25 protein-coding genes, 4 pseudogenes and 1 riboswitch are annotated in these 24,336 nt (G+C 59.4%); of the genes and pseudogenes, 17 read left to right on the forward strand and 12 right to left on the reverse strand.

The genetic code is table 11. The features are described 5' to 3' along the window. Nucleotide 1: 1 nt before the first annotated feature. The 5 genes from denD to BSG20_RS15880 form a co-directional block, all read right to left on the reverse strand. Nucleotides 2–985: a D-erythronate dehydrogenase gene (denD, locus tag BSG20_RS15855; RefSeq protein WP_072379010.1), complete on the reverse strand. Its 984-nt coding sequence runs from the start codon at nt 983–985 to the stop codon at nt 2–4. 39 nt (nt 986–1,024) lie between these two features. After that, a complete protein-coding gene (locus BSG20_RS15860) occupies nt 1,025–1,801 on the reverse strand; it encodes a FadR/GntR family transcriptional regulator (RefSeq protein ID WP_072379087.1) in 777 nt (258 codons plus the stop codon). Between the two features lie 158 nt (nt 1,802–1,959). Continuing rightward, nucleotides 1,960–2,139 carry a hypothetical protein gene (locus BSG20_RS15865; protein WP_072379009.1) on the reverse strand — a complete coding sequence of 60 codons (180 nt, stop codon included), beginning with the start codon at nt 2,137–2,139 and terminating at the stop codon, nt 1,960–1,962. Between the two features lie 221 nt (nt 2,140–2,360). Beyond that, the gene (locus tag BSG20_RS15870; RefSeq protein ID WP_167371594.1) at nt 2,361–3,665 is read right to left on the reverse strand and encodes a diguanylate cyclase domain-containing protein; all 1,305 of its coding nucleotides are present in this window, start codon (nt 3,663–3,665) and stop codon (nt 2,361–2,363) included. A 784-nt stretch (nt 3,666–4,449) separates the two neighbouring features. Next, on the reverse strand, nt 4,450–4,596 hold the full coding sequence (locus BSG20_RS15880; protein WP_072379007.1) for a DUF1127 domain-containing protein: 147 nt from the start codon (nt 4,594–4,596) through the stop codon (nt 4,450–4,452). A 674-nt stretch (nt 4,597–5,270) separates the two neighbouring features. Next, nucleotides 5,271–5,379: riboswitch (guanidine-I (ykkC/yxkD leader) on the forward strand. A gap of 76 nt (nt 5,380–5,455) precedes the next feature. Here BSG20_RS15880 and BSG20_RS15885 point away from each other — a divergent pair. The 11 genes and pseudogenes from BSG20_RS15885 to BSG20_RS15935 form a co-directional block, all read left to right on the forward strand. Continuing rightward, nucleotides 5,456–6,529, forward strand: coding sequence for a putative urea ABC transporter substrate-binding protein (locus BSG20_RS15885; RefSeq protein WP_072379005.1), 1,074 nt, complete (start codon nt 5,456–5,458; stop codon nt 6,527–6,529). Nucleotides 6,530–6,592: 63 nt separating this feature from the next. Next, nucleotides 6,593–7,411, forward strand: coding sequence for an ABC transporter permease (locus tag BSG20_RS15890; protein WP_072379003.1), 819 nt, complete (start codon nt 6,593–6,595; stop codon nt 7,409–7,411). Then, the gene (locus tag BSG20_RS15895) at nt 7,408–8,235 is read left to right on the forward strand and encodes an ABC transporter ATP-binding protein (protein WP_072379001.1); all 828 of its coding nucleotides are present in this window, start codon (nt 7,408–7,410) and stop codon (nt 8,233–8,235) included. Before BSG20_RS15890 ends, BSG20_RS15895 begins: the two co-directional genes overlap by 4 nt. Continuing rightward, entirely contained in the window at nt 8,232–9,050 is an 819-nt protein-coding gene (locus BSG20_RS15900) for an urea amidolyase associated protein UAAP1 (protein WP_072378999.1), read from the forward strand. The genes BSG20_RS15895 and BSG20_RS15900 overlap by 4 nt, the downstream gene beginning before the upstream one ends. Before the next feature lie 14 nt (nt 9,051–9,064). Next, the gene (locus tag BSG20_RS15905; RefSeq protein WP_072378997.1) at nt 9,065–9,715 is read left to right on the forward strand and encodes an urea amidolyase associated protein UAAP2; all 651 of its coding nucleotides are present in this window, start codon (nt 9,065–9,067) and stop codon (nt 9,713–9,715) included. 1 nt (nt 9,716) lies between these two features. Then, entirely contained in the window at nt 9,717–13,253 is a 3,537-nt protein-coding gene (gene uca, locus BSG20_RS15910) for an urea carboxylase (RefSeq protein ID WP_072378995.1), read from the forward strand. Then, nucleotides 13,253–15,088 (forward strand): allophanate hydrolase, encoded by a 1,836-nt coding sequence (gene atzF, locus BSG20_RS15915; RefSeq protein ID WP_072378993.1) that lies wholly within the window; start codon nt 13,253–13,255, stop codon nt 15,086–15,088. The genes uca and atzF overlap by 1 nt, the downstream gene beginning before the upstream one ends. Continuing rightward, nucleotides 15,085–15,387 (forward strand): hypothetical protein, encoded by a 303-nt coding sequence (locus BSG20_RS35625; protein WP_143147490.1) that lies wholly within the window; start codon nt 15,085–15,087, stop codon nt 15,385–15,387. The genes atzF and BSG20_RS35625 overlap by 4 nt, the downstream gene beginning before the upstream one ends. Nucleotides 15,388–15,646: 259 nt before the next feature. Then, nucleotides 15,647–15,901 carry an AbrB/MazE/SpoVT family DNA-binding domain-containing protein gene (locus BSG20_RS15920; protein ID WP_072379084.1) on the forward strand — a complete coding sequence of 85 codons (255 nt, stop codon included), beginning with the start codon at nt 15,647–15,649 and terminating at the stop codon, nt 15,899–15,901. Further along, a complete protein-coding gene (locus BSG20_RS15925) occupies nt 15,895–16,215 on the forward strand; it encodes a type II toxin-antitoxin system PemK/MazF family toxin (protein ID WP_072378992.1) in 321 nt (106 codons plus the stop codon). The genes BSG20_RS15920 and BSG20_RS15925 overlap by 7 nt, the downstream gene beginning before the upstream one ends. Nucleotides 16,216–16,538: 323 nt before the next feature. After that, nucleotides 16,539–16,705 (forward strand): annotated as a pseudogene (locus BSG20_RS15935) (chemotaxis protein CheD); the annotation flags it as partial. A 667-nt stretch (nt 16,706–17,372) separates the two neighbouring features. Here the strand turns inward: BSG20_RS15935 and BSG20_RS15940 are convergent. From BSG20_RS15940 to BSG20_RS15955, 4 genes are all read right to left on the reverse strand, one after another. After that, nucleotides 17,373–17,648: a hypothetical protein gene (locus BSG20_RS15940; protein ID WP_024316032.1), complete on the reverse strand. Its 276-nt coding sequence runs from the start codon at nt 17,646–17,648 to the stop codon at nt 17,373–17,375. An 82-nt stretch (nt 17,649–17,730) separates the two neighbouring features. Further along, nucleotides 17,731–18,111, reverse strand: a complete 381-nt coding sequence (locus BSG20_RS15945) for a DUF6481 family protein (RefSeq protein WP_072378990.1) — start codon at nt 18,109–18,111, stop codon at nt 17,731–17,733. 34 nt (nt 18,112–18,145) lie between these two features. Beyond that, nucleotides 18,146–18,370 carry a hypothetical protein gene (locus tag BSG20_RS37465; RefSeq protein ID WP_072378988.1) on the reverse strand — a complete coding sequence of 75 codons (225 nt, stop codon included), beginning with the start codon at nt 18,368–18,370 and terminating at the stop codon, nt 18,146–18,148. A 126-nt stretch (nt 18,371–18,496) separates the two neighbouring features. Continuing rightward, a complete protein-coding gene (locus tag BSG20_RS15955) occupies nt 18,497–18,706 on the reverse strand; it encodes a cold-shock protein (RefSeq protein ID WP_003567907.1) in 210 nt (69 codons plus the stop codon). 490 nt (nt 18,707–19,196) lie between these two features. On the opposite strand from BSG20_RS15955, the pseudogene BSG20_RS15960 reads away from it, so the two are divergent. The 3 genes and pseudogenes from BSG20_RS15960 to rsgA all read left to right on the forward strand — a co-directional run. Continuing rightward, nucleotides 19,197–19,463, forward strand: a pseudogene (locus BSG20_RS15960) (transposase); the annotation flags it as partial. Between the two features lie 428 nt (nt 19,464–19,891). Continuing rightward, complete coding sequence (locus BSG20_RS36480) at nt 19,892–20,068, forward strand: hypothetical protein (RefSeq protein WP_167371593.1); 177 nt, start codon at nt 19,892–19,894, stop codon at nt 20,066–20,068. Between the two features lie 34 nt (nt 20,069–20,102). Beyond that, a pseudogene (gene rsgA / locus BSG20_RS15965) lies at nt 20,103–21,156 on the forward strand (ribosome small subunit-dependent GTPase A). Nucleotides 21,157–21,178: 22 nt separating this feature from the next. Here the strand turns inward: rsgA and BSG20_RS15970 are convergent. Further along, nucleotides 21,179–21,295: pseudogene (locus BSG20_RS15970) on the reverse strand (tripartite tricarboxylate transporter substrate-binding protein); the annotation flags it as partial. A gap of 287 nt (nt 21,296–21,582) precedes the next feature. Between BSG20_RS15970 and BSG20_RS15975 the strand changes: the two are divergent. Further along, nucleotides 21,583–22,530, forward strand: coding sequence for a HEPN domain-containing protein (locus BSG20_RS15975; RefSeq protein WP_072378986.1), 948 nt, complete (start codon nt 21,583–21,585; stop codon nt 22,528–22,530). 95 nt (nt 22,531–22,625) lie between these two features. On the opposite strand, the gene BSG20_RS15980 is transcribed toward BSG20_RS15975, so the two are convergent. Together BSG20_RS15980 and BSG20_RS15985 are read right to left on the reverse strand one after the other, a co-directional pair. Continuing rightward, nucleotides 22,626–23,048 (reverse strand): type II toxin-antitoxin system VapC family toxin, encoded by a 423-nt coding sequence (locus tag BSG20_RS15980; protein ID WP_018857931.1) that lies wholly within the window; start codon nt 23,046–23,048, stop codon nt 22,626–22,628. Beyond that, a complete protein-coding gene (locus tag BSG20_RS15985) occupies nt 23,045–23,299 on the reverse strand; it encodes a type II toxin-antitoxin system prevent-host-death family antitoxin (RefSeq protein ID WP_072378984.1) in 255 nt (84 codons plus the stop codon). Before BSG20_RS15985 ends, BSG20_RS15980 begins: the two co-directional genes overlap by 4 nt. Before the next feature lie 212 nt (nt 23,300–23,511). On the opposite strand from BSG20_RS15985, the gene BSG20_RS15990 reads away from it, so the two are divergent. Next, nucleotides 23,512–23,793 carry a type II toxin-antitoxin system RelE/ParE family toxin gene (locus tag BSG20_RS15990; protein ID WP_072378982.1) on the forward strand — a complete coding sequence of 94 codons (282 nt, stop codon included), beginning with the start codon at nt 23,512–23,514 and terminating at the stop codon, nt 23,791–23,793. A 30-nt stretch (nt 23,794–23,823) separates the two neighbouring features. After that, the gene (locus BSG20_RS15995) at nt 23,824–24,123 is read left to right on the forward strand and encodes a HigA family addiction module antitoxin (RefSeq protein WP_072378980.1); all 300 of its coding nucleotides are present in this window, start codon (nt 23,824–23,826) and stop codon (nt 24,121–24,123) included. The last annotated feature ends 213 nt before the right edge of the window (nt 24,124–24,336 follow it).

Consider the following 24,336-nt stretch of genomic DNA (forward strand, 5'->3'; position numbering starts at 1 on the left):
GTCAGATATCTCCTCCGAGTTCGTCTTCGATATGGATCCTGATGATCTCGTCGAAGTTGGTTTCGGCTTTGAAACCCAGTTCGCAAGCACGCCGCGCGTCGAAATCGGTCGCCCAGCCTGAAACAATCGATCGGATAACAGGGTCGGGCTCACGGCGGATGAGCTTGACGGCCTTCTCACCGGCCACACGCCGAAGCGCCTCGATCTCTTCACCAACGAGGGCGGAAAGGCCAGGCATGGTCAGATTGCGTCTCGGGCCGATCGCGGACGTATCCAGCCGCGCGGCATGAATGAAGAAATCGACCGCCGAACGCGGGCTTGCAAACCAGTGGCGCACGTTGTCGTCCACCGGCAACACCGCCTCGTGACCTGCCAGCGGCTCGCGGAGAATATTGGAAAAGAAGCCGGACGCCGCCTTGTTGGGTTTGCCGGGGCGGATGCAGATCGTCGGCAAGCGGATGCCGACGCCATCGAAAATGCCGCGCCTCGAATAGTCGGCGAGAAGCAGTTCGCAGATCGCCTTTTGCGTGCCGTAGCTCGTCAGTGGCGTGGTAAAGAACTCGTCGCCGATCTTTTCCGGGAAAGGCTTTCCGAAAACGGCAATCGACGAGGCGAAGATGACGCGCGGAACGTAGGGCTCCCGCAAACCCTCATGGCGAATCGCCTCGAAGAGCGCCCGCGTTCCGTCAAGATTGACCTTGTAGCCCTTGTCGAAATCAGCCTCGGCCTCACCGGAAACGATCGCCGCGAGATGGAAGATCACGTCGGGGCGCAAAGCGACAAGTTTCCCGGCGGCGTCTTCGGTTGAAAGATCAAGCGCGAGTGCCTTCGCGACCGGTGACAGCCCTTGAGGCTCCGGTGGCTCGATCACATCCACAAGCGTCAGCCTGGAAATATCGTAGCCAAGCGCGCCTTCCTCTGAGGCGAGCTTCTCCACCAGCTTGCGGCCGACCATCCCGGCCGCTCCAATCACCATGACATGCATTTCCGACGAACCTCCCCTTTGCCGCCCGGCCCAGCCCGATCAGCCTGCCGTCCCGCTCTTGTTCTTTTCCGGTTTTTTCTGCCCGCTCCCCGCAAGCAGTTCCTTCGTCGTGTCGTAGATCCGGGTGAGATGCTGGCGAAATGCAGCGATCACCGTCTCCCGGTCGCGCCGCTCCAGTGCCTCCACGATCTCGGTGTGGTCGTCATAGCTAGCATCGATAGCGCCCGGCCGTGACATCGCACTGCGCCGGTAGTCCATCATGTATGTGTAGAGATCGGTGACGAAATCGGAGAGTAGCGGGTTTCCGCAAGCCCGATAGATTCCCATGTGGAATTCGCGGTCGCAGATCAGGAAGCGCATGGCGTCATCGCCACAAAGCTTCTGCGCTTCGAGCAGGCTTTTGAGCTTGCCCAGCGTCTCTTCGTCAATCCGATCGGCAGCATCGCCGACGACCTTCAGCTCGATATGCAGCCGGGCCGCATGAACATCGTCGAGATCGTAGCTGTCGATGGCGTTGGGCGAAGCGATGGTAACGGGGAGATGGCTGAGATCGACATCGCAGACCCGCGTGCGGCTGCCCTGAGACACCTCGACAATGCCGCGCGCGGCGAGCGCCTGGATGGCACCGCGCACAGTCTCGCGGCTGACATGAAGCACATTGGCGAGTTCCCGTTCACCCGGCAAGACGTCGCCGGGGCGCAGCATGTTGGTGGCGATGAGCACCATCAGCTTGTCGGCGATGAGGTCACGAGCCGTGCGCCGGTCGAGACTCTGCCCGACCTTTGGCATCTGCGTGAGTATCGGGCTGCCGTTCATCGCCGTCATCACCTCCAACTGACCCGCTGGTTGGTCCAGTAGATCAGTTCTCATGGAGCCGCGAAAAATATGACCAGTCAAGACAGGATCGTTGCTGCACCGCATCAAAAATCGGCCCAGGAACGGCGCCGCTGCCTGTCACCTTGCGCTTCGGTGGTCTACGGGAGCGGCAGCCTCTCCTTGATGACGATCAGGCGCGGCGTGGCAATGGCTGATCCGAAAAAACCGGCCATCGGTGGATCGCCGCTCGATGATCTCAGGCAGGGAAAATTGACGAAGTCATTGAGGCTGCTCAGCAGGATTTCGATCAGTCGTGAAGCTCGATCCGAGATCGTCAACGCACTCGCCCTCGAGTTCCAGCCGCAATCTTATCTTCGCGTAATGCCTGTCGCTTAGTTGGCGAGTCCGCTGGGCATGGGCTTCGGAAACACGCGAATTTCCAAGTCCTGATCGCAAATTTCGGCTCGTCTATCGCTCGCGATCTTGCTACGGCGAGAGATCCATGTCCTTTGCCGAAATTACGCTCTCCTTTTGCTCTGAATTGCCATAGGGAAGGCGATCATTCCATCATCTCGATCTCGCAAACCACCGCCGTGTTTTTTCCTCGAGCCTTTGCCTCGTAGAGACACCCGTCTGCATGCCTCATCATCTTTTCGAGAGTCGGCGTGGACGAGGTGGTCCAGGCCGCTCCGACGCTGGCTTCGACAAGCACGACACCGTCCTTCAAATCGACAGGCGCCGCCAGTTCAGCCACGATACGACTTGCAACTCGCTCAGCGACGTCACCGCCACCTTCGAGAAGAACGACAAATTCGTCTCCTCCCAACCGGCATACGGCATCGCTGGGTCGTACCGCCGCCTTCAGTCTCGAGGCCGTCTCGATCAGCACCTGGTCGCCGGCGGCATGACCCAAGCTGTCGTTGATCTCCTTGAAGCCATCGAGATCGATCGTGAGCACCAGGCGGCGCTTCTCCTTGCTCATGCGATCGAACTTCTTCTGCAGGCCGCGCCGATTGAAAAGTCCTGTTAGCACGTCGGTGTCAGCATTGACCTCAAGTTCGGCGCGTCGGAGGTGTTCTTCAGTAAAATCGATCACCACGCCGATTATACGGAAGGGTGTTCCCTGAGCGTCCCGAAGCAGACGCCTGTCGCAACGCATCCAACGCTCTCCTTCGGTGGTTCGAAGACGATATTCCGCTACAGACTTGTCGACCTCCCCTTCCAGAAGCGGCGTCAGGTCGGCAGCAGGATGATCATCTGGGTGTACGTTTGCCAGGTATGCGTTCAGTTCCATTCGGCCGGCATGGGGTCCGCCGATGAAACGCGCCAGCCGGTCCGACGTCTCGAAACGCTTTGTCTGCAGGTCCATGTGCCAAAAACCGCCCCTCACAGCCTCCATGGCGAGTTCCAACTGTGTCGCGCGTTCCAAGAGTTGACGTTCAATCCAGCGAGCCTCCGTCACGTCCTCGATCATCGCCAGCAGTCGCGCAACCTCCCCTGACGGTTTTCGCATTGCTGTCACCGTCAGGCATGCTTCAACCACGGAATTGTCCGGTCTCAAGTATCTCTTATCGAGCCGATAGCCATCCCTTTTACCACCCAGGACATCATCGAACAGGTTCAAGTCCGTTTCCAAATCGTCCGGATGCGTTATGTGGCCAAATGGGACATCGGTCAGATCGTCGCGCGCTCTAGCGAGCATGGTGGCAAGACTTCCGTTCACCTTGATGATCTTCCCAGAAGGACTAACCAGCGCGACGCCGATTGGCGCAGCTTCAAAGGCGTAGTCGAAAAGAGCACCGCGCTCCTCCGCCGAATGTGCCGACTCTCGGTACAACGGCTTGGCGTTTCCAGATTGCTTCAATGATCTCTCCGCTGAAGGTTCTTGCGACGGCCGAGCCGGCGATATGATACGAAGCAATGAGGGGGTTTGATGTCCGGCCATATCATCACGTTACCGAACTATAGCGATCTGCTGCGCTGACAAGGCTTGAGCGACCCAGGCCCGTCGCAGGGCAAAGGCAATCCCTCGATCTATTGAACAGCGCTTGGCAGGGCAAACGGCCGCTTGCTTTTTTCGGCTTGCGAAAATGGCGCGTTCCAATGGCCTTGAGTGAACGGTTTGGAACGCCTCACGAGATCACGATCGGCTCCGGGTGGCAGATGGGCATAGCCGGTACCAAGAATAATCTGCAGATCCGGATGCGTCTTCCGAACACACAACCTCAGCCCAACGACGCGACGCAGGAACAGCGTCAACTCAATCGCAACCTATGGCGGGGACCAAGGCTTTGAAAACGAAAAAGCCTGCCGCGGGAGGAGGTGCGGCAGGCTTTTCGAAAAGAACCGAACAGCGACTGGGAGGAGGAGTGTCGCCGTTCCTACAGACGCCCTTGGGAGGAGGAGTGGGCCGTCTGAAACTCGAAGCTTTGCGGGAGGAGGTGCATCACTTCGATAGGTTTGATCATACACCGACCATGAACCGTTCCAATGCCTTATGCTGCACTGCAGCTATGCAAAAAACACAAGTCGGAAAGGCTTACGAACAGAGCAAGGATCCAACCGACCTTAGACGCGGGGGATAGACGCAAAAACGCCCGCGTCATCAGCGGGCGTCGTAGCAGTCTTAAAGACCAAATGCTGTGCGGTTAGCGCGCGATCGATGCGCGGGCAACGCTGCGGATGTCGGCCCGGTCAATACCAAGGTCCTGCAGTTCGCGGCTGGACATGCGGCCAAGTTCGGCAACGGTCTGACGGAACTTGCGCCAGTTGTTGAAAGAGCGTGCTACGTTCATGATAATCCCCTTTCCTGAGGCTTGTCTGACGTCAGCAACCTTGCTTGGTTCCGGCGTCGTTTCGATGATTGAAATATAGATGTTTCAATCGGTTTAAAACAGCGACAATCCCTCATCCCACCTATGCGCAAAACGCATAGGATCTTCCTTTCTTCGCGGGAAATGCCTGTTTTAAGCCCGGAGCGATCAAAAGCTGGCGGGCGCCGCAGTTGTTGGCATCTGCGCCCAGCATGGGCAAGCGATCCGCGACGACCTGCGTGCAGGAGACAGGTTCTTAAACGATGCTGGAAAAGGGGAAATCCGTGAAGATTGCCGACCAAAGATATTGTGGAGTCCCTTAAAAAGGTGACGGCTAGTTAGTGGCACGAAGGCCGCGCTTTGAGCTTATGCTCTCCACTTTGGCCCCGGACAATACGCTCCGCAGCTTAGTCAACGACCTCAAGAATCCCGAGGAATGTCGCCATCCCGGTGTCAGGGTCGCTTAAAGCGCATAGCCGCGTCCATCCCCAGATGTCACCTCCGCGAGGCGGAGAGCGGCTTGTATCATCCTCGCCGATCAGTGCTCAAACATTGAGCAAATGCTATCAACTGTAGACAGTCCTAGATTCTTCCGCGAACAGAAATGATAGAAATCAATAGTTTATAATTTGGCACACCTCTTGCTTCGAAATTGCTGAGTTGGTGGCTAGGGTTCCGGCGCTTCAAAAAGCGTGCTGGTCCGAGAGCTGCCGCCAGTGGGGAGAAATCCCACTGGATGCACGGCGGGACAAAAGCCCGGGAGACCTCGTAAGCCAAGGGATTGGCGGCGCGATGGTCTTTGCCGATCCCTTTTTGAAAAAAAGCAAAAGGGGAATTTCAAATGCAGACTTTTTCGAAGCTTCTTTCCATCACCGCCCTGTCAGCTTCCCTGATGCTGGGCTTCGGCACCGCCGCCGATGCCGCGCAGAAGACCGAGTTCAAGGTTGCCTGGTCGATCTATGTCGGATGGATGCCCTGGGGTTATGCGGCCGATCACGGCATCGTCAAGAAATGGGCCGACAAATACGGCATCAAGATCGAGGTCACGCAGTTCAACGACTACGTCGAATCGATGAACCAGTATACGGCCGGCGCCTTCGATGCTGTGACGCTCACCAATATGGACGGTCTCTCGATCCCGGCCGCCGGCGGCGTTGATACGACGGCCGTCATTGTCGGCGACTTCTCGAACGGCAATGATGCCGTCATTCTCAAGGACAAGAGCGCGCTTGCCGACATCAAGGGCCAGAACGTCAATCTCGTCGAATTTTCCGTCTCGCACTATCTGCTTGCCCGCGCGCTCGAGAGCAGCAAGATGACCGAGCGCGACGTGAAGGTGGTCAACACCTCCGATGCCGACATGGTCGCCGCCTATAAGACAGCTGACGTGACCGCAGTCGTTACCTGGAACCCGCTGGTCTCGACCATTCTCGAGGATCCCTCCGCCAAGAAGGTGTTCGATAGTTCGCAGGTGCCGGGCGAGATCATCGACCTGATGGCCGCCAATACGGGCGTGCTGAAGGACAATCCGAATTTCGGCAAGGCGCTCGCCGGTATCTGGTATGAGACCGCAGCACTCCTGACTGCCGACAGCGCCGACGGCAAGGCCGCGCGCGAGGCGATGGGTTCGGCATCGGGCACCGATCTCAAGGGGTTCGAATCCCAGCTTGCGGCCACCAAACTGTTTGCCAAGCCGGCCGATGCTGTCGCCTTTACCGCATCGGGGAGCCTGCCGAAGACGATGGATCTCGTCCGCAACTTCCTGTTCGAGAAGGGCCTGCTTGGCAATGGCGCGCCGTCGGCGGACGTGATCGGCATCGAAATGCCGGACGGCAAGATTCTCGGCGACAGTGGCAACGTCAAGCTGCGCTTCACCGAGACCTACATGAAGGCAGCCGCCGACGGTTCGCTCTGAGCGACGTTTAAGCAGCGGCGTGGCCTTGCCCGCGCCGCCATCCTTCATCTGCGGAGATTCCCTATGCGTTGGATCAACACCAGGCCGAGCCGAGGTGCGCAGCTTGCCTTGACGTTGCTCCCCTTCGTGCTGCTGATCGTTGCCTACACTTTTGGCTCGGCGGCGCGGCTGGCGGAAAACGCCAATGACAAGCTGCTGCCCGGTCTTACAGGTTTTGCCGATGCGATCGATCGCCTGGCCTTCGTCGCTGATCCGCGCACCGGCGAATACCTGCTCTGGTCCGATACGGGGGCGAGCCTGGTCCGCCTGTTTGCCGGCCTCGGCATCTCGACCGTCACTGCGCTCGTCATTGGCATGCTGATCGGCATGCTGCCTTATCTCCGAGCACTGCTCTCGCCTTTCGTCGCCGTGATCTCCATGGTGCCGCCGCTGGCGCTGCTGCCGATCCTCTTCATCGCCATGGGACGTGGGGAAGCCTCCAAGATCGCCCTCATCGTCATCGGCGTTGCGCCGACGATGATCCGCGACCTTGCGCTGAAGGCGCTGGAGCTGCCGCGCGAACAGATCGTCAAGGCTGAAACGCTCGGCGGCTCTTCCTGGCAGATCGGCCTTCGCGTCGTCCTGCCGCAGATCCTTCCACGACTGATCACCTGCCTCCGACTTCAGCTCGGTCCCGCCTGGCTGTTCCTGATTGCAGCCGAGGCGATCTCGTCGGATTCCGGCCTCGGCTACCGTATCTTCCTCGTGCGCCGCTATCTCTCGATGGACATCATCTTTCCCTATGTCGTCTGGATCACGCTGCTCGCCGTGGTCATGAATTATATCCTCGATCGCACCCGGATCGCTCTCTTCCCTTGGTCGGAGTTGGAGAAGCAGGCATGAGCGAACTGGTGATCGAAAAGGTCTGGAAGGAGTATGGCGACCAGATCGTGCTTGAAGATGTGTCACTGACAGTCGCCTCGCGCGCCTTCGTCGCCCTCGTCGGCCCGTCCGGCTGCGGCAAGACGACGTTCCTGCGCATGCTTCTCGGCCAGGAACGCCCCACACGGGGCGCTATCCTGCTTGACGGCGAACCGCTGCCATTGGAGCCGGGGTCGGACCGCGGCGTCGTCTTCCAGCGCTACTCCGTCTTCCCGCATCTGACCGTGCTCGGCAACGTGCTGCTCGGTCGCGAATTCTCCGCCGCGCGCTATAAGGCGAAGCTTTTCGGTGCTGCCCGTCGCCGCGCGGTCGACGAAGCCCGGCGGCTGATCGGCGAAGTCGGTCTTTCCGGCGCCGAGGACAAATATCCGGCGCAGCTTTCCGGCGGCATGCAGCAGCGCCTGGCGCTGGCGCAGGCCCTTATCATGAAGCCGAAGGTGCTGCTGCTCGACGAGCCTTTCGGCGCGCTTGATCCGGGCATCCGCGCCGAAATCCATACATTGATGAAGCGGCTCTGGCACGAAACGCAGATGACCGTCGTCATGGTGACGCACGACATGCGAGAGGCCTTCACGCTGGCGACGCGCGTCGTCGCCCTCGAGCGCCGCCGCGACCGTCCAGAGGGAAAGGAGCGCTACGGCGCGACCATCACTAAGGACATTTCCATCTGGCCGCCACGCCTTGCCGGCACGCCATCGATCTTCAGCCCCGACCGGGACGGCCCGGTCGCTTCCCTGGGGCATTGCCGGGACGACCTGGCTTCGTCAGGAGAAATCCAACCGTGACACATGTCAGACGTTCGCCCGAAGAAATAGCCGCCAATCGCGCGCGCTACGAGGAACATCAAAGGAAGGGGCTCGAATTCGCGCCCAAGGCCTTGCCGGGCGCAAGCCCATTGCCTGCGCCCGAAATCGCGCCTGACAAGATCGTACACCGCGAAGTGATCCCGGGTGGCTGGTACTGGTCGACCAATATCAAGAAGAACGAAACGCTCCGCGTCAGCCTCGACAACGGCTTCTCGACGATCTCACTCGTCGCCTGGAGTGCTGCCGACACCAGTGAGCGGCTGAACCTGCCCGATACGGTGAAGGTACAGTGGACCACGGCTCTCGGCCAAGGCCGGGTGATCTTCTCCGACATGGGCCGTGTGATGTTTTCGGTGACGGAAGACTCCTCCGGCGTCCATGATGGACTGATGGGGGGCTCCACCTCTGCATCGAACGCAGCAAAATACGGAGAGGAAAAGCGCAATACCCGTAACAACCTGATCCTGCTTGCGACCAAAGCTGGGCTCGACAAGCGCGACATTCCGCCGGCGCTGGCCCTCTTTGCCCCCGTCCGCGTCGACCAGGACGGCGCGTTCCTGTGGAAGCCGGAACTTTTGCGCGGAGGCGATTATGTCGAACTGCGTGCCGAGATGGATATGATCGTCGGCTTTTCCAACTGCCCACACCCGCTCGATCCGGATCCGGTTTACCGGCCGAATCCGGTGACCGTCACCCGCATCGCAGCGATAGAACCTCCTGCCGATGACCTTTGCCGGACCGCGACCGCTGAAGCCGTACGCGGTTTTGAAAACAACGCGCTGGCGGCGATGTGAGGGGAAGCAAGACAATGAGCGATTTCATCCAGACAACGCCTGCCCGCACGCTCGAGAACGCCGTGCAGGATCACTTCATTGCCGCCGAAGCGCCGTTCTCCACGGTGATCCGCAAGGGCCAGACGTTGCGCATCGAGGATAGCTACGGCCAGCAGGCGATCGACACACTCTTCTATAATGCGGAGGACTATTCCGAGCGCTATTCCAACCAGGATACGATGCGCGAACAGGGCGCGGCCTATATCTCGACCGGCACCAAGATCATCTCCAACGAAGGCCGTGTGATGCTGACCATGACTGCCGACAGTTGCGGTCGTCACGATACCTCAGCCGGCGCCTGCTCCTGCGAGAGTAATACGGTCCGCTTCGGCAACGCCACCAAATATCTCCATGCCTGCCGGGACAATTTCGTTCTCGAAGTCTCCAAGCACGGCATGAGCAAGCGCGATGTCGTCCCCAACATCAATTTCTTCATGAACGTACCCATCGAGCCGAGCGGCGAGATGACGATCGTCGACGGGATTTCCGCACCGGGCGACTATGTGGAGCTGAAAGCGGAGATGGACGTGCTGCTCGTCATCTCCAATTGCCCACAGATCAACAATCCTTGCAACGGTTTCGATCCGACACCGATCCGGGTGCTGGTCTGGGATAGCGAGGCCTGACATGTTCAAGAAGGTTCTGATCGCAAACCGGGGCGAAATCGCTGTCCGGATCATCAAGACGTTGCAGCGCATGGGTATTGCGTCCGTCGCCGTCTATTCGGATGCCGACCGCTTTTCAAAGGCGGTGCTGATGGCGGACGAGGCCGTACGGCTCGGCCCGGCATCGGCGTCCGAAAGCTATCTCGACGTCGACGCCGTCATCTCCGCCTGCAAGGCGACTGGCGCCGAGGCCGTGCACCCAGGCTATGGCTTCCTCTCGGAAAATATAGGCTTTGCCGAGCGGCTGGCGGAAGAGGGCATCACCTTCATCGGCCCGACGCCCGACAACATTGCGGCTTTCGGGCTCAAGCACACCGCCCGCGAACTGGCGCGCGAAAGCGACGTGCCGTTGCTTCCCGGCAGCGGCCTTCTGGACACGAGCGAAGCCGCGCTCATGGCTGCGTCCAACATCGGCTATCCGCTGATGCTGAAATCAACCGCCGGCGGTGGGGGCATCGGCATGCAGCTATGCGACGATCCCGAACGCCTGGCGGCGGCCTTCGAGAGCGTGCAGCGCACTGCGCGCGCAAGCTTCGGCGATGCGCGCGTCTATCTCGAACGCTTTGTCGCCAAGGCTCGCCATGTCGAAGTGCAGATCTTCGGCGACGGCAATGGCCGGGTGATCGCGCTTGGCGATCGCGACTGCTCGCTGCAGCGCAGGAACCAAAAGGTGATCGAGGAGACGCCGGCGCCGGGATTGTCGGATGTGGTTCGGACGCGCCTGCATGCCGCGGCCGTCGCGCTCGGTGTCTCCTCCGGCTACCGGTCGGCGGGAACGGTCGAATTCATCTACGATCCTGCGCGCGAGGAATTCTACTTCCTCGAGGTCAATACCCGCCTGCAGGTCGAGCATCCGGTGACGGAGGCCGTCTTCGGCATCGATCTCGTCGAATGGATGATCCGCCAGGCCGCTGGCGAGGATGTGCTCACCGGCAACGAGAGCCTTATACCCAGGGGCGCGGCCATCGAGGCGCGCATCTATGCCGAAATGCCGCATGCCGGGTTCAGGCCAAGTGCTGGACTGCTGACCGAGGTTGTCTTTCCGGAAAACGTGCGTGTCGACGGTTGGATCGAGACGGGCACGGAGGTAAGCCCCTATTATGATCCCATGCTCGCCAAGGTGATCGTGAAGGCCGAGGATCGCCCCGCCGCAATCGGGGCACTTGGCAAGGCGCTCGAGGAAAGCGCGATTTCCGGGATCGAGACCAATCTCGACTATCTGAAAGCGATCGCGGCTTCCCATCTGCTGGCGAGCGGCAACGTGGCAACGACGGCACTCAAGGATTTCGTCTTCGTGCCCAATGTCGTCGAAGTGATCGGGCCGGGCGCTCAATCGAGCCTGCAGGAACTGCCGGGACGGCTGGGTCTCTGGCATGTCGGGGTGCCGCCAAGCGGACCGATGGACGAACGATCCTTCCGCCATGCCAACCGCGTGGTCGGAAACGCCGACGAGACGGCGGCGCTCGAGCTTACCGTCTCCGGCCCGGCGCTTAAATTCTTCTCGGATGTCACCGTCGCCCTTGCCGGCGCGCAGATGCCGATGACACTCGACGGCACGCCCGTTCCGCACGACATGGCAATCCTCGTCAAGGCGGGCCAAACGCTTGCGATCGGCGCGATCGCCGGTGCCGGGCAGCGCTCCTATCTCGCCGTCGCCGGCGGGTTCGCGGCCCCGCAGGTGCTCGGTTCGCGCGCAACCTTCGGCCTCGGCCAATTTGGCGGCCATGCGACGGGAACGCTTCGCGCCGGACAGGTGCTGCGGCTAGCGCGTTGTCCGCAGTCAGCATCAAAGCCGGCTAATGAACCAGTCCGGCTCACACGCGACTGGGAGGTCGGCGTGCTCTACGGTCCCCATGGCGCTCCCGATTTCTTTCTGGAGGAAGATATCGAAACGCTGTTTGCCACCGAGTACGAGGTTCATTTCAACAGCGCCCGCACCGGCGTGCGCCTGATCGGACCCGCACCAAAATGGGCGCGCGCCGACGGCGGCGAAGCGGGACTTCATCCATCCAACCTGCACGACAATGCCTATGCGGTGGGCGCAATCGACTTCACCGGCGACATGCCGATCATTCTCGGCCCCGACGGCCCAAGCCTCGGCGGCTTCGTCTGCCCGGCGGTGATTGCCCGCGACGAGCAATGGAAGATGGGCCAGTTCAAACCGGGCGACAAGATCCGCTTTCGTGCGGTAAAACGCGCCGAGGACCCGATCGCCGGGCCGATGGTGAAGCGCATCGGCGAGGATGCCGGTGCCGCGATCATCGGGCGCAACGAGGTGGGACCGGTCCCCGTGGTCTATCGCCGCCAGGGCGACGACAATCTGCTGGTCGAGTACGGACCGATGCAGCTCGATATCGCGCTCCGCCTGCGCGTGCATCTCCTGATGCAGGCGATCAAGGGCGCGAAGCTTCCGGGGCTCGTCGATCTCACGCCCGGCATACGGTCGCTGCAGATCCACTATGACGGAACCGGCCTCACCCGCACGCGCCTTCTCGGTCTCTTGGCCGAGATCGAGGCTTGCCTGCCGCCGGCGCAGGCGGTGAAGGTCCCGAGCCGGGTCGTGCATCTGCCACTCTCCTGGAACGATCCCGACGCCGAACTTGCGATGCGCAAATACCAGGAGCTCGTCCGCCCCAATGCGCCCTGGTGCCCGTCGAATATCGAGTTCATCCGCCGCATCAACGGCTTGGCCGACGAACAGGCGGTGCGCAACATCGTCTTCGACGCCAGCTATCTCGTTCTCGGACTCGGCGACGTCTATCTCGGCGCGCCGGTCGCCACGCCGATGGATCCCCGGCATCGGTTGGTGACGACGAAGTACAATCCGGCCAGAACCTGGACGCCGGAAAACGCCGTCGGCATCGGCGGCGCTTATATGTGCATCTACGGCATGGAAGGTCCCGGCGGCTATCAGCTCTTCGGCCGCACGATCCAGGTCTGGAACACCTGGCGCCAGACGCCAGTCTTTTCCAAGGAAAAGCCCTGGCTGCTCGACTTCTTCGATCAGATCCGCTTCTTCCCCGTGAGCCATGAGGAACTGACCGAGGCGCGCGCCGCCTTCCCTCACGGCGGTTATCCGATCCGCATCGAGGAGGGCGAATTCAGCTATGCGGCCTATGAAGCGGGGCTTGCGGCCAACGCACAGGCCATCGGCGCCTTCAAGGCCAAGCAGCAATCGGCCTTCGAGGCCGAACGCCAGCGCTGGAAGGATCTCGGCCTGGACAGTTTTGTCGTCGACGAGGGCACAGGTCCTGGGCTTGGGGGCGATATTCCCGAAGGCTGCTTCGGCATCGAAAGCGCCGTACCCGGCAACGTCTGGAAGATCCTCGTCGAGGAAGGCCAGCCGGTCGCCTCCGGCGAGACGCTCGCCATCATCGAATCCATGAAGATGGAAATCAATGTGACCGCCCATGCCGCCGGCCGCGTCCGCGATCTGCGCGCGGGCCCCGGCCGCAACGTGAAAGCCGGCGATGTCCTCGTCGTGCTGGAGGAAATCTGATGCTCCCTGCCATTCTCGATCTCGCTTCGCTCAAATCCGCCTATGCATCGGGATTGTCACCTCTCGATCTCGTCGAGGTAGTGATCATCCGCCGCAATGCTTCCGACGATCCGGCGATCTTCATCACGGCGACGCCGGACGATATGCTGCGCGACGCCGCTAAGGCGCTGATGGCCCGCGCGCCCGATCCCAACAGTCTTCCGCTCTGGGGCATCCCCTTCGCGGTCAAGGACAATGTCGATGTGGCGGGGCTGCCGACGACGGCCGCCTGCCCGGCCTTCGCCTATCATCCCGACATGGACGCAACCGTGGTGGCGCGGCTCAACGCCGCCGGCGCGCTGGTTATCGGCAAGACCAATCTCGACCAGTTCGCCACCGGCCTCAACGGCACGCGCTCGCCCCATGGCGCGCCGCGCTCGGTCTTCGATACGGATTATGTGTCGGGCGGCTCGAGCTCCGGCTCGGCCGTTGCCGTCGCTTCAGGTCTGGCGAGCTTCGCGCTCGGCACCGACACGGCCGGTTCCGGCCGCGTGCCGGCGGCCTTCAACAATCTCGTTGGCATCAAGCCGACGCCTGGGCTGGTACCGAATGTCGGCGTCGTGCCCGCCTGCCGCAGCGTCGACGTCGTCACTATTTTTGCCGCGACGGTTGGCGATGGCGTCGCGATCCGCAAGGTGATGGAGGGCTATGACGCCGCCGATCCGTTCTCGCGCAAGGCGGCTCCCGCCAGCCTGCCCGCCTCGGGCCTCCGGATCGGCGTGCTCGACGGGGCCGAGCGGGAATTCTTCGGCAACAGGCACGTCGAAGCCCTCTATGACGCCGCGATCGAAAGAGCGCGCGTGCTCGGCGCCACCATCGTTCCCTTCGACTACGCGCCGTTCCGGCAGGCGGCCGAACTGCTCTACAACGGCCCCTGGGTCGCCGAACGGCTGGCGGCGGTGAAGGATTTTCTCGCAACGAACGCCGGCGACTTCGATCCGACCGTGCGTACCATCATCGAGGGTGCGAAAGCCTATGATGCCGTCGCCGCCTTCGAGGGCAGATACAAGCTCGAAGCGCTGCGCCAGAAGACCAGGGAAGAGTGGGAGAAGGCGGATATCCTGATGCTGCCGACCTCGCCGACCACCTACACGGTCGAAGAGATGAAGGCGGATCCAATCGTGAAAAACGGCCATTTCGGGCGTTACACCAACTTCGTCAATCTACTCGATTGCGCGGCCATCGCCGTTCCGGCCGGTTTTGACGCGGACGACCACCTGCCGGCCGGTGTGACGCTGATCGGCCCGGCCTTTACCGACGATGCTCTCGCCCCCTTCGCCGACGCCATGCACCGGACGTTGAATGCGGGAATGGGCAAGGATCGCGTGGCCGTAATCCCTAAGGCAAGCCGCGTGCCGCAGGCCGATGATGGCTCGGTGCCGATCGTCGTCGTCGGGGCACATCTGAGCGGCATGCCGCTCAACCACGAACTCACCTCTTCGGGCGGATACCGGCTGAAAACCTGCCGAACAGCGGGCGATTACCGTCTCTTCGCGCTGTCTGGAACCGTCCCGCCCAAACCGGGATTGGTGCGTGAGCCAAGTTTTTCGGGCAAGGGCGTGGAGGTCGAGGTCTGGGCAGTGTCACCCGAGGCCTTCGGACGCTTCGTCCAGAAAATCCCGGCACCGCTTGGCATCGGTAAGGTCTCACTGGATGACGGCACCGCGGTTTCGGGCTTTCTCTGCGAAGCCCATGCCGTTGTGGATGCACTGGATATCACCGACTTCGGCGGTTGGCGAAACTATGTCCGTGCCGGGCCAAAACAACACCTTCCTGAGAAAGGAGCGGTAGAATGAAGGCATTTCTGCTGACGACGTTACATGTGATCCGCGATGGGGTAGTTGCCCGAACGCTCGCTATCGGGCTGCCTCCTTCGGCCGCCTCCGACAGCCGTAAGGGGCCGGAAGGTGCTGTCGCGGTACTGGTGATCTTGATTGGACGGGTGGCGGTGCGATTGCACAGACATTGCCCACCATCGACCATTTCGCCGAGCCTACACTTTTCGCGGCGTTGTCGCTGGATCGCGCCAGTCAAACCAAGTACCACGCTCGAGCGGCATCATCGCAGCATCAGTGGTCGCCTTGTAGGGATCTGAACCGGCGGCGCCTTAACTCAGATAAGCTAAGTGCCTGATAAACCCAAATTCACGGCATAACGCCTGCCATTTTGTTGTTTCGATCTCTGGTCCAAGTAGCTCGATGGCATTGGGGAAATCCACCTTATACGTGGGACGGCCCCGGATGTTGCTTCTTCAAAGCGCTATTTGCGTGAGATGAGCGCCCTCAGATTGTACTAACATTGTTGTAACGCATCTGCCGATACTATATAGGTTGATCATCCCGAAGGAGTCGCTGATGTTGAGCGCAATCAAGAAGTTCGGCAATTCTGCCGGCGTGATAATTCCCAAGCCTTTGCTTTCCGAGCTAGGCGCGCAAGCCGGCGACGAGGTCGATCTGCGCGTCGAAAACGGCAGGATCGTGATCGAGCGCGTGGCACGACCTGTGCGGAAAGGCTGGGCCGCGGACGCGCAGCGTCTTGCTGCTGAGCGCGACGATGGTCTGGTCTGGCCCGAGTTCGGCAATGACGAGGACGAGACGATCGCATGGTAAAGCGCGGTGATGTGTGGCTTGCCGCGCTTGATCCAACGGTTGGCAGTGAGATCCAGAAGACCAGGCCCTACCTGATCGTTTCGCCCCCTGAGATCCATGATCATCTGCGTACCGTCATCGCCGCGCCGATGACATCAGGAAGCCGTCCGGCTGGTTTCAGAGTCTCTATGTCGTTTCAGGGGGTGGCCGGCCTCATCCTGCTAGAGCAGACACGCGCCCTTGATAAGCGCCGCCTGGTGAAGCATCTCGGGCAGGTGCCTGATGCCGCATTGAAGGATGCGCTAAGGGTTCTACGGGAGCTCTATGAGGAATGAAGACAATGGGACCTACACGCCGGAATTGATCGACAATCGTCGATTTCAATCGACGCCCCCGCGCGAGGGAATTACCCAATCGACGACGAGAGCGAGGCAGGATCCGGTTCAGGTCGGCACGACAATGCGGCTTCGTCTCCATCCATGGCCCCATCGCCAACCTTTTCCATCCTCTCCGCAGCCCGAAGAGCACTACTGAACATCGCAAACTGCGAAACGCCGCCATGAACACGTGGCGCGAAATCACCCTGTCGACCGCAGCATAAGCCGGCCCCATCGTGGCCATCCTGTGTCCGACCCAAGTTGAGGCGACGCTACCGCAAATACTTGGCGCAAGCACCGGTGGCGACCATGGTCGTAAACTGAGTACTGGCCCGTGTCTGGCCGCGCCCGTCAATATGACCATGACGAGACTCGACGACCGGTTACTTTGGAGCAGCGTCCCTGTCCCGATCTGAGACCGGCTGCAAACAGCACCGAGTTCATTTAATCGGCCGGGGAGACGCGGCGGGCGGCTCCTTCCGGTTTCGACACAGCAGATGCTGACGTACAAGGCAGGGCGACATGCTGGTAATAGTGAAAACTCCGGCAACTATCACCAGCATGATCACCTACGTCCGCGGCCCGCACATTTCGGGAGAAAAGCGGCGAAGCGCTTTGGCTGGCAATCAATGGCGCCCGATGACGTCCACGGCAGAGGTCAGCTTGGAGGCCGACATGCGCGCTCTCCGCGCTGTCGAGAGGCGAGGAGTAGAAAAATGCCAGGGATTCAGACACAGTTTTTCGCAAGCGCGAATGGCGGCGTATGGCGCGGCGATCAGGATAAGACGAATCTCACCTTGATTGTCGCCGCGCAGCGGCAGACGATTTCTCGAGCAGGATGAGGCTACCGGGGAACACATTGTCATGCACCGCGCCAACCCCGACTCTGGAGGAACGCAGCGAGGTGGGCAATCGCCAGTTTTCTTAAGATCGCCGGCGATCACCCCCAGGGGCAGGCTCGTCGCGATGTTCTGCACCGCCGTCTGCCTATCGAAGACGCGTCAAAGAGCGACAATCCACCTGTTGATCTCACGCCGTTGAACCCGTTTCCGTGGTCCATCAGACGCGAGGGCGCTGAGAACTGAGTGAGGTTGTTCAGTCGCGCGACAGCAGGGTCAAGCTCGGTCGTAGGTGAATGACGTCAGCAGCGTGGTCACGAAATTGCTCGCCCTTTCCTTGACGAGCACTTCCGTCCATTCATCCGTGCCCCGGAGCCTCAGGTCCGTATAGATGCTATCGACGGCTGCTTCTTCGATGCGTTTGATATGCGCCTTGAAGGTAGCCTCGCCGCCGGCATGGTACATGTCACGGATGACCATGCGCAGGATTTCCTGGATCGCGATTTGCCAGGACGTGTTGATCGACTGGAGTTCGTTCGTATCCGGTGCCATGGAGGCTCCTATAGTGTAAGCGAACCTCAGCATGACGTTGTCACGCTGCGGAATCGGGGGTGCCGACAACCGATGCCGGAGGCTAAGCTTGTCTCGCCTTGCGGTTGGCGTAGCGCCGGTCGCGCTCGGCCTTTCGCGCCGCCTCATCTTCGATCACGCGCGCTATACGGGCCTTTTCGGCGCCCTCGCGGGCTTCAGTTTCGGCCAGCGCTTCGGACTCCGCGGCTGCTCGCTGCTCTGCCGCCTGGGTCTCAACACGGACGCGCTCCTCGTGCTTCAGGCGCTCGCGTTCAACGCGTCGTTCCTCACGAGCCGAGACAATAGCCGTGCGTTCTGCCTGCCTTGCCATTTTAGCAGGTTCCGCCGCAGTTTTTGCTGCACGGTAGGCGTTGAGGAGAGAAGTCTTGGCGTCTGCGGATGCGGCTCGTCGGTCAGAGAGCTCATTGTTTCTGGCGTTCTTCAAATCTTTATCCTGATAATCGGTGTTGGCGCAGTGATCAGCGCGTTTTGGTCCGTTTGGCGAGGAGGGCAGAAGTTGCTGAGGTTCGGTCGGCCAGTTCCTTCGCCAGACGAGCCTCTCGCAGCCTGGCCGTCTTGGCATCTCGGCGCTCGGCCTCAGATTCGAGCTCTTCAACTGCGTTATTCTTCGCAAAGAACTGCATCTGGACGTTGCCGAATGCGATTTCAGCCTGTTGGCGGGATCTACTATATGTTTCAGTCATTGAAACTCCTGACGGCTTCGACCGGTGACCCGGGACGAAAAAAGCCAGGCAAGATGCCTGGCCTCGATTGAATATGCGCTTCCGGCAGTGCCAGTACATCCGTGGTCAAAGGGAAGCAGATATCAATTAAGCGGACTGCAGATTGCAGGCCGACATTTTGCCCGACTTCATGTCGCGCTCAAGGTCGTAGCCGATCTTCTGGCCTTCGACGATTTCGCGCATACCAGCGCGTTCGACAGCCGAGATATGCACGAATGCGTCTGCGCCGCCGTTGTCAGGCTGGATAAAGCCGAAGCCTTTGGTGGAATTGAACCATTTTACTGTGCCAGTGGTCATGATGAACCCTTTCAAAGCATAGAGTGAGGAACCGCGGAAGCGACGCTTTGCGGACGGTGGTAACGACTATTTTGAAAGGAAGTTCGTTTAGAACGCGGTGCCAATCGCGCGGTAGACAAAGCTCGGCAAGCAAAAGATCGATAAACCATCAATAGCGACATAGGCGAGGAAGTCAACCGATAGTTTTGGCGGCGCAGGTTCGCCGTCTTCTACCGCGTGACCATCTCCATCGTCTGGGCTGCGTCTTGGAGCTTCGACCGTAGCCGGGAATGCGCCGGCTCGTGTCCGATGGTGCCAGCTGCAAAGGTGTCGGCGGTGACGCCCACCGCAGCTCCGAGACGGCAGCCGACCCGCCCTCGCGAATACGTCCGCCAGTCGTCCCGGAGCAATCGCCGTGGCATGGATGCCGGCAGGCAGCGTAGGAAGCGCTGAGACAACGCGCGAAGACATTGAGAGGGCAGCGCTCCGAAAGACCGTGTGAGTAATCGCTTGGCAAAGCGGTAACATCAATCGCGAGCCAGGTGTCTCGAGGGCGGGCAATCCGGACTGCGAGCGACAATGGTCGAACTCGCCTGGTATGGTTGCGGCATCAACCGAAATCGACGTTAGCGTAATGGTTCAAAGAGCGCGTCGCACGCAACGCCGGCCGTCCAAAAGACCGATGATCGTGGCGCTGGCCCGCAAGCTGCTCGTCGCACTCTGGAAGTATGTGAACTCCGGCGTCGTGATCGAAGGCGCAATCATGAGAGTCGCCTGAGCCAACAACCGCTGAGAAACACAGTTTCTAATCGTCAGGGCCTGATCAGTCCTGACGGATCCAGGGGAACGGACCGGGAATCTTTTTGCCTTTAGCTGCCGATCTTGAGTTTGGTCCCGTTCTCCTGAGCCCGTTCCCGTCGAAAGCGGGTTAGTGGTGCAGCCGTAACAAGCGGCGACCGGATGTGAGATTGTACAGGCCCGGGGACGGGCCGGTAAATTGCAATGGGCTCAGACCGTGGATCCACTTACGAAGGAGCAATTCGATACCACGTGAATGAACCATTGACAAAAATCCTGATGTGAACGGGATAGAACCGGCGTGGCTAATCGCATTTTGCGTAAGCAAGTGGTAGATCACAGCCTGCTGAGTATGAGCTGTCGAGCATCATCTTCAGAGAGAAACCTCGGACGGACGGAGAGCTTTTGATGGGCTGGAAAACAGCGAAGATCGAATACGTGAATGGTTATAAGATCGTTGAAGTTGATGGGCCTACCTTCAAAGTCTACGATGGTGACCGTCAGCTCGGGGATGATTTCCCCTATCCCGGCGAGGCTGCTGCTTACGCCACCTCTTTGCCAAATCGGGATCATTCACGCCGCTAGGCGAGAAGCAGCGAAAATCATTGAGAAACGCGTTATGGCAACCTTACCGGATGCGGACCAAGATTTGACCAGCTCCCCCCTTTTTTCACCGCTGGAACTGCTTGGGTGGTCTGAATTCTTCGCGGACCAGGTCCAACCCGGCGAAGCGGACCTGATTCCCAGACGCGTCGCTTCAGTTCACCGGGCACGCATCGAGGCGATCGATGTCACCGGGCCGGTCGGACTGGAACTTCCAGCCAATACCAATACTGCTGACTTCGCGGTGGGCGACTGGGTTCTTGCCGATCCGCTGACCGACATGCTTATGAGCCGTCTCGACCGAAAAAGCGTCTTTCAACGACGCACGGAAGGGGGGGCGTGGCCAGCAACTTGTTGCCGCCAACGTCGACACCCTGTTGATCGTGACCTCGTGCAACGCCGATTTTGATCTTGCTCGGCTGGAACGTTACCTGATCATGGCCAACCAGGCCGGAAGCAATCCCGTAATTGTGCTGACGAAGGCTGACACCGCCGAAGATGCTGGCCTGTTCCAGGGGCAAGCTGAGGCTTTGCAACGGGACCTGCCTGTCATTGCCTTGAATGGGCGCTCCGCGGACGCCGTGTCCCTGTTGAGGCCCTGGTGCGGCATCGGCCAGACGGTTGCGCTGGTGGGATCCTCCGGTGTCGGAAAATCGACGCTTGTGAACACAATGACCGGGTCTGAATCTGACACAAAGCAAAAAACAGGCACCATCCGCGAATACGACGCGCAAGGCCGACACACAACCACGGCGCGATCGCTGCATGGGATTTCAGGCGGCGGCTGGGTCATCGATACACCGGGAATAAGAACGCTTTACGTGAGTGATGTTGTCGACGGTATAGACACCCTCTTTGCTGAAATAACCGAACTGGCGCCGCTTTGCCGCTTTCGCGATTGCACCCACGCCCATGAACCGGGGTGCGCCGTCCAGGCAGCTGTCGCAAGCGGTGCCCTGGTTGCCGATCGCGTGGAACGCTGGCGGAACCTGCTCGCAGAAAACCGCCACCGAACACCGGTCGTGAGCGGACCACGCGGCAACAAGATCGTTCGCAAGAAGAAATTTTGAAAGTATTGAACGCTTGTTACGGCGACGGCAGGTTGTCGAACATGATCGGAACCTGATTGCCCAGAACATCCTTCAAGGCCGGGCCCGAGCCCTTATAGGGGATATGTTCCATGTCCACCCCGGCCATTGCCTTGAAGAGTCTCCGGAAAGATGAGGTCGCAGCTTCCGCTGCATATCCCGTCGCATTGAAATCCTTCAAGGCTCGTCGGCTTGGCTACATGGTCGAAAAGCGCAGCCGGAACACCGCTCGATTTCTCGAATGCAGCCAGGACCTGGACAGCACAAACAGCCACTTCAATAGCCCCCGATTTTTCTCGTCCCCACGGCGGCGAAAGATTGCGTCGAGTTCGTGAACATCTTATAATTGTATCTCATGCGCACTTCCCGTAAAAGCTTTAGATGCACAATCACGATGGAACCGTTACGATGGATGCGATTCACACTGAAGGCTTCGACGCTGCTTTGACCCTGACCGATCACATTGAGCACCTGCCGGACAGGAAGCGGCGCGAGCTGGCACGCATCATCGAGATCCTGTTTGCCGAGGTCGAGCGGTTTCAGGCAAGCAAGCTGTCGGAGAAGAGAAGCGCCGGCAAGATCCTGAAGGTCATCCTGTATGGATCCTACGCCCGGGGTGACTGGGTCGAGGATCGCCTCAGCGGCTACCGCTCCGACTACGACCTACTGATCGTCGTCAACAAGAAGTCCTTTGCCGATGAGCATGACCTCTGGCAAGGCATCGACGAGCAGCTGTTGAAGGAGCAGATCGGCCATCGCATCGAAACGCCGGTCGTCCCGATCATCCATACATTGGAGGACGTCAACGACCAGCTCGCCCGCGGTCGTCCCTTCTTCGTCGACATCGCCAGAGACGGCATCGTCCTCTACGAACAGCCTGGCCATCCTCTGGCACAACCGAAGCCGCTGACGGCAGAAGAGGAGCAGCGCGAAGCAACGAGATATTTTACTGATTGGTTCGATTTAGCCGTTCATTCAGTCAAGTTAGCTGAAACTAGCATCACCGATGGAGTACCGCGTCATGCAGCTTTTAATCTGCATCAGGCCACTGAGAAGTCCTATCACTGTGTACTGTTGGTTTTGACCCTCTACAGCCCAAAGTCCCATCGAATAAAAGTCCTGCGATCGCAGGCGGAAGGTATCGACAATCGGCTTATCGCGGCGTGGCCACGAGAGAACCGCTTTTCTCGTCGATGTTTCGAGTTGCTTTCGCGCGCATATGTAGAGGCACGATATTCCGCGAAATACGCAATCACAAACGAGGAGTTGGCCTGGTTGGTTGAGCGGGCGAAGGCTTTGCAAGATCTTGTGAAGGCGGTTTGCACAGAGCGGCTTTCATCTTCTCGGTCGCCTTGAAAGGATATGAACCGCAGACCATACGATCCCAAAAAGGTTCTGGGGTGATCTGAGGAATCTAAAAGGACATCGCTAGCGGGTGCCCGCGCCCGATTTCAGTCTTGCCACGGGTCGACTACGATCACGCCGGTATCATCGAAATCCTGAACATTACGCGTGACTACAGTTAAACCGTGAACCAGCGCGGTAGCGGCGATCAAAGCATCGGCCTCGTTGCGGCGGTCTGGAATATGTAAGTGGGCACAACGCGTCGCTATCGCGTCATCGATTGGCAGAACTCGCTCGGCGAATTCAGGGCGAACACGGCTATCCATCCATCCCCGCAAGCGAGAGCCCTGGGCAGCGTCGCGACGCTGGATGGTTAATATTCCGCGCTCAATTTCCAGGATCGTAATTGCGGAAATGAACAAGTCATTGGAATCTTGCGCACCGACCCACTTCGTCACATTGGCATCTGCTTTACCGTCTCCAACTTTGCGCAACTCGGAGACGACGTTTGTATCCAGCAGGTACTTCAACACAGATCGACCTCGCGAGGTGCAATTTCCGCTCTCGGTGGATCTAATTCGATCGTCGACAAACCAGGCATTGAAAGAGCATCGACGAGATTCCGTCGCTTGCCGGTCAGGCGGACGAATTCGCTGTACGTCATCAACACATGGGACGGCTTCCCGCGATCTGTAATAACTACAGGTCCTCTTTGGGCAGCCTTCTTTGCCTTACTGACGTCGTGGTTCAACTCCCGGCTAGACAATCTTGTGATGCTCATAGAATGTCTCCATGTAGGAACATACCTACATATATGATATTATTGACTATGGAGCAATATCCAAGATAGCGGTCTTGAAGGGATTTGAACCGAGGATCGGCCACCTTCGGATGCGCAAACGGGATCGCGATTGCGAAGCTGTATCGTACGGTGATACATATTGATTGACTTTCACCAGTATCACCGTATGATACAAACATGAAGAGCAAGACGTGATCAGGTCATTTAAGGATGCCAAGACTGAAGCTGTTGCGCGCGGCAAAGCCCCGAAAGGCTTTCCTTCAGACATCGTGAAGTCGGCCGTTCGTAAATTGACAATCCTGAACAGCGCTGCTGCTCTCGACGACTTGCGTTCCCCTCCGAGAAATCGACTTGAAGCCCTTAAGGGCGATAGAGAAGGCCAACATTCGATCCGGATCAATGGCCAGTGGCGCATATGCTTCGTATGGACAGATGCCGGTATCGAAGACGTCGAAATAGTTGACTACCATTGAAGGCCAGTCGTGGCACACAGGGAGCTTGAGATGACCCATATCCTTGCGCCGGTCCATCCGGGCGAAATCCTCCGCGAGGAGTACCTACTTCCTCTGAACATGAGCGCCGGTGCACTGGCGAAAAAGCTCAATGTTCCTCGCACCCGTATCGAACGTATAGCGGCGGAGCAAACACCGATAACCACGGATACCGCTCTGCGCCTCGCCAAGTATTTCCGCACAACGCCGGAATTTTGGATGAACATGCAAACCAGCTTCAACCTTAAGACAGAGGAAATAGCGCTTCATGGTGAACTGGAGTTGATCCCGGAAATCGATAGAGCAGCATAGCCGGACGCCGCCCCGGTACGGCACATTGCAGTCGATACATTATGCGATCTTTTTAGCCCAGAAAGTGAACATCCTCGCAACAAGCCGTGCACGGGGCTCGTTAAGAACGGCTCCCTTCGCGCCGAAAACGACCTTCGAGCCACGGTTCATGAACGACCGCTTAGCGCCCCATTTCGGTCGTAGGGCCTGCGGTGGCGTCTTCCCGAGAGCAGA

The sequence above is a fragment of the Rhizobium tibeticum genome (assembly GCF_900110205.1).
Taxonomy (GTDB): Bacteria; Pseudomonadota; Alphaproteobacteria; order Rhizobiales; family Rhizobiaceae; genus Rhizobium; species Rhizobium tibeticum.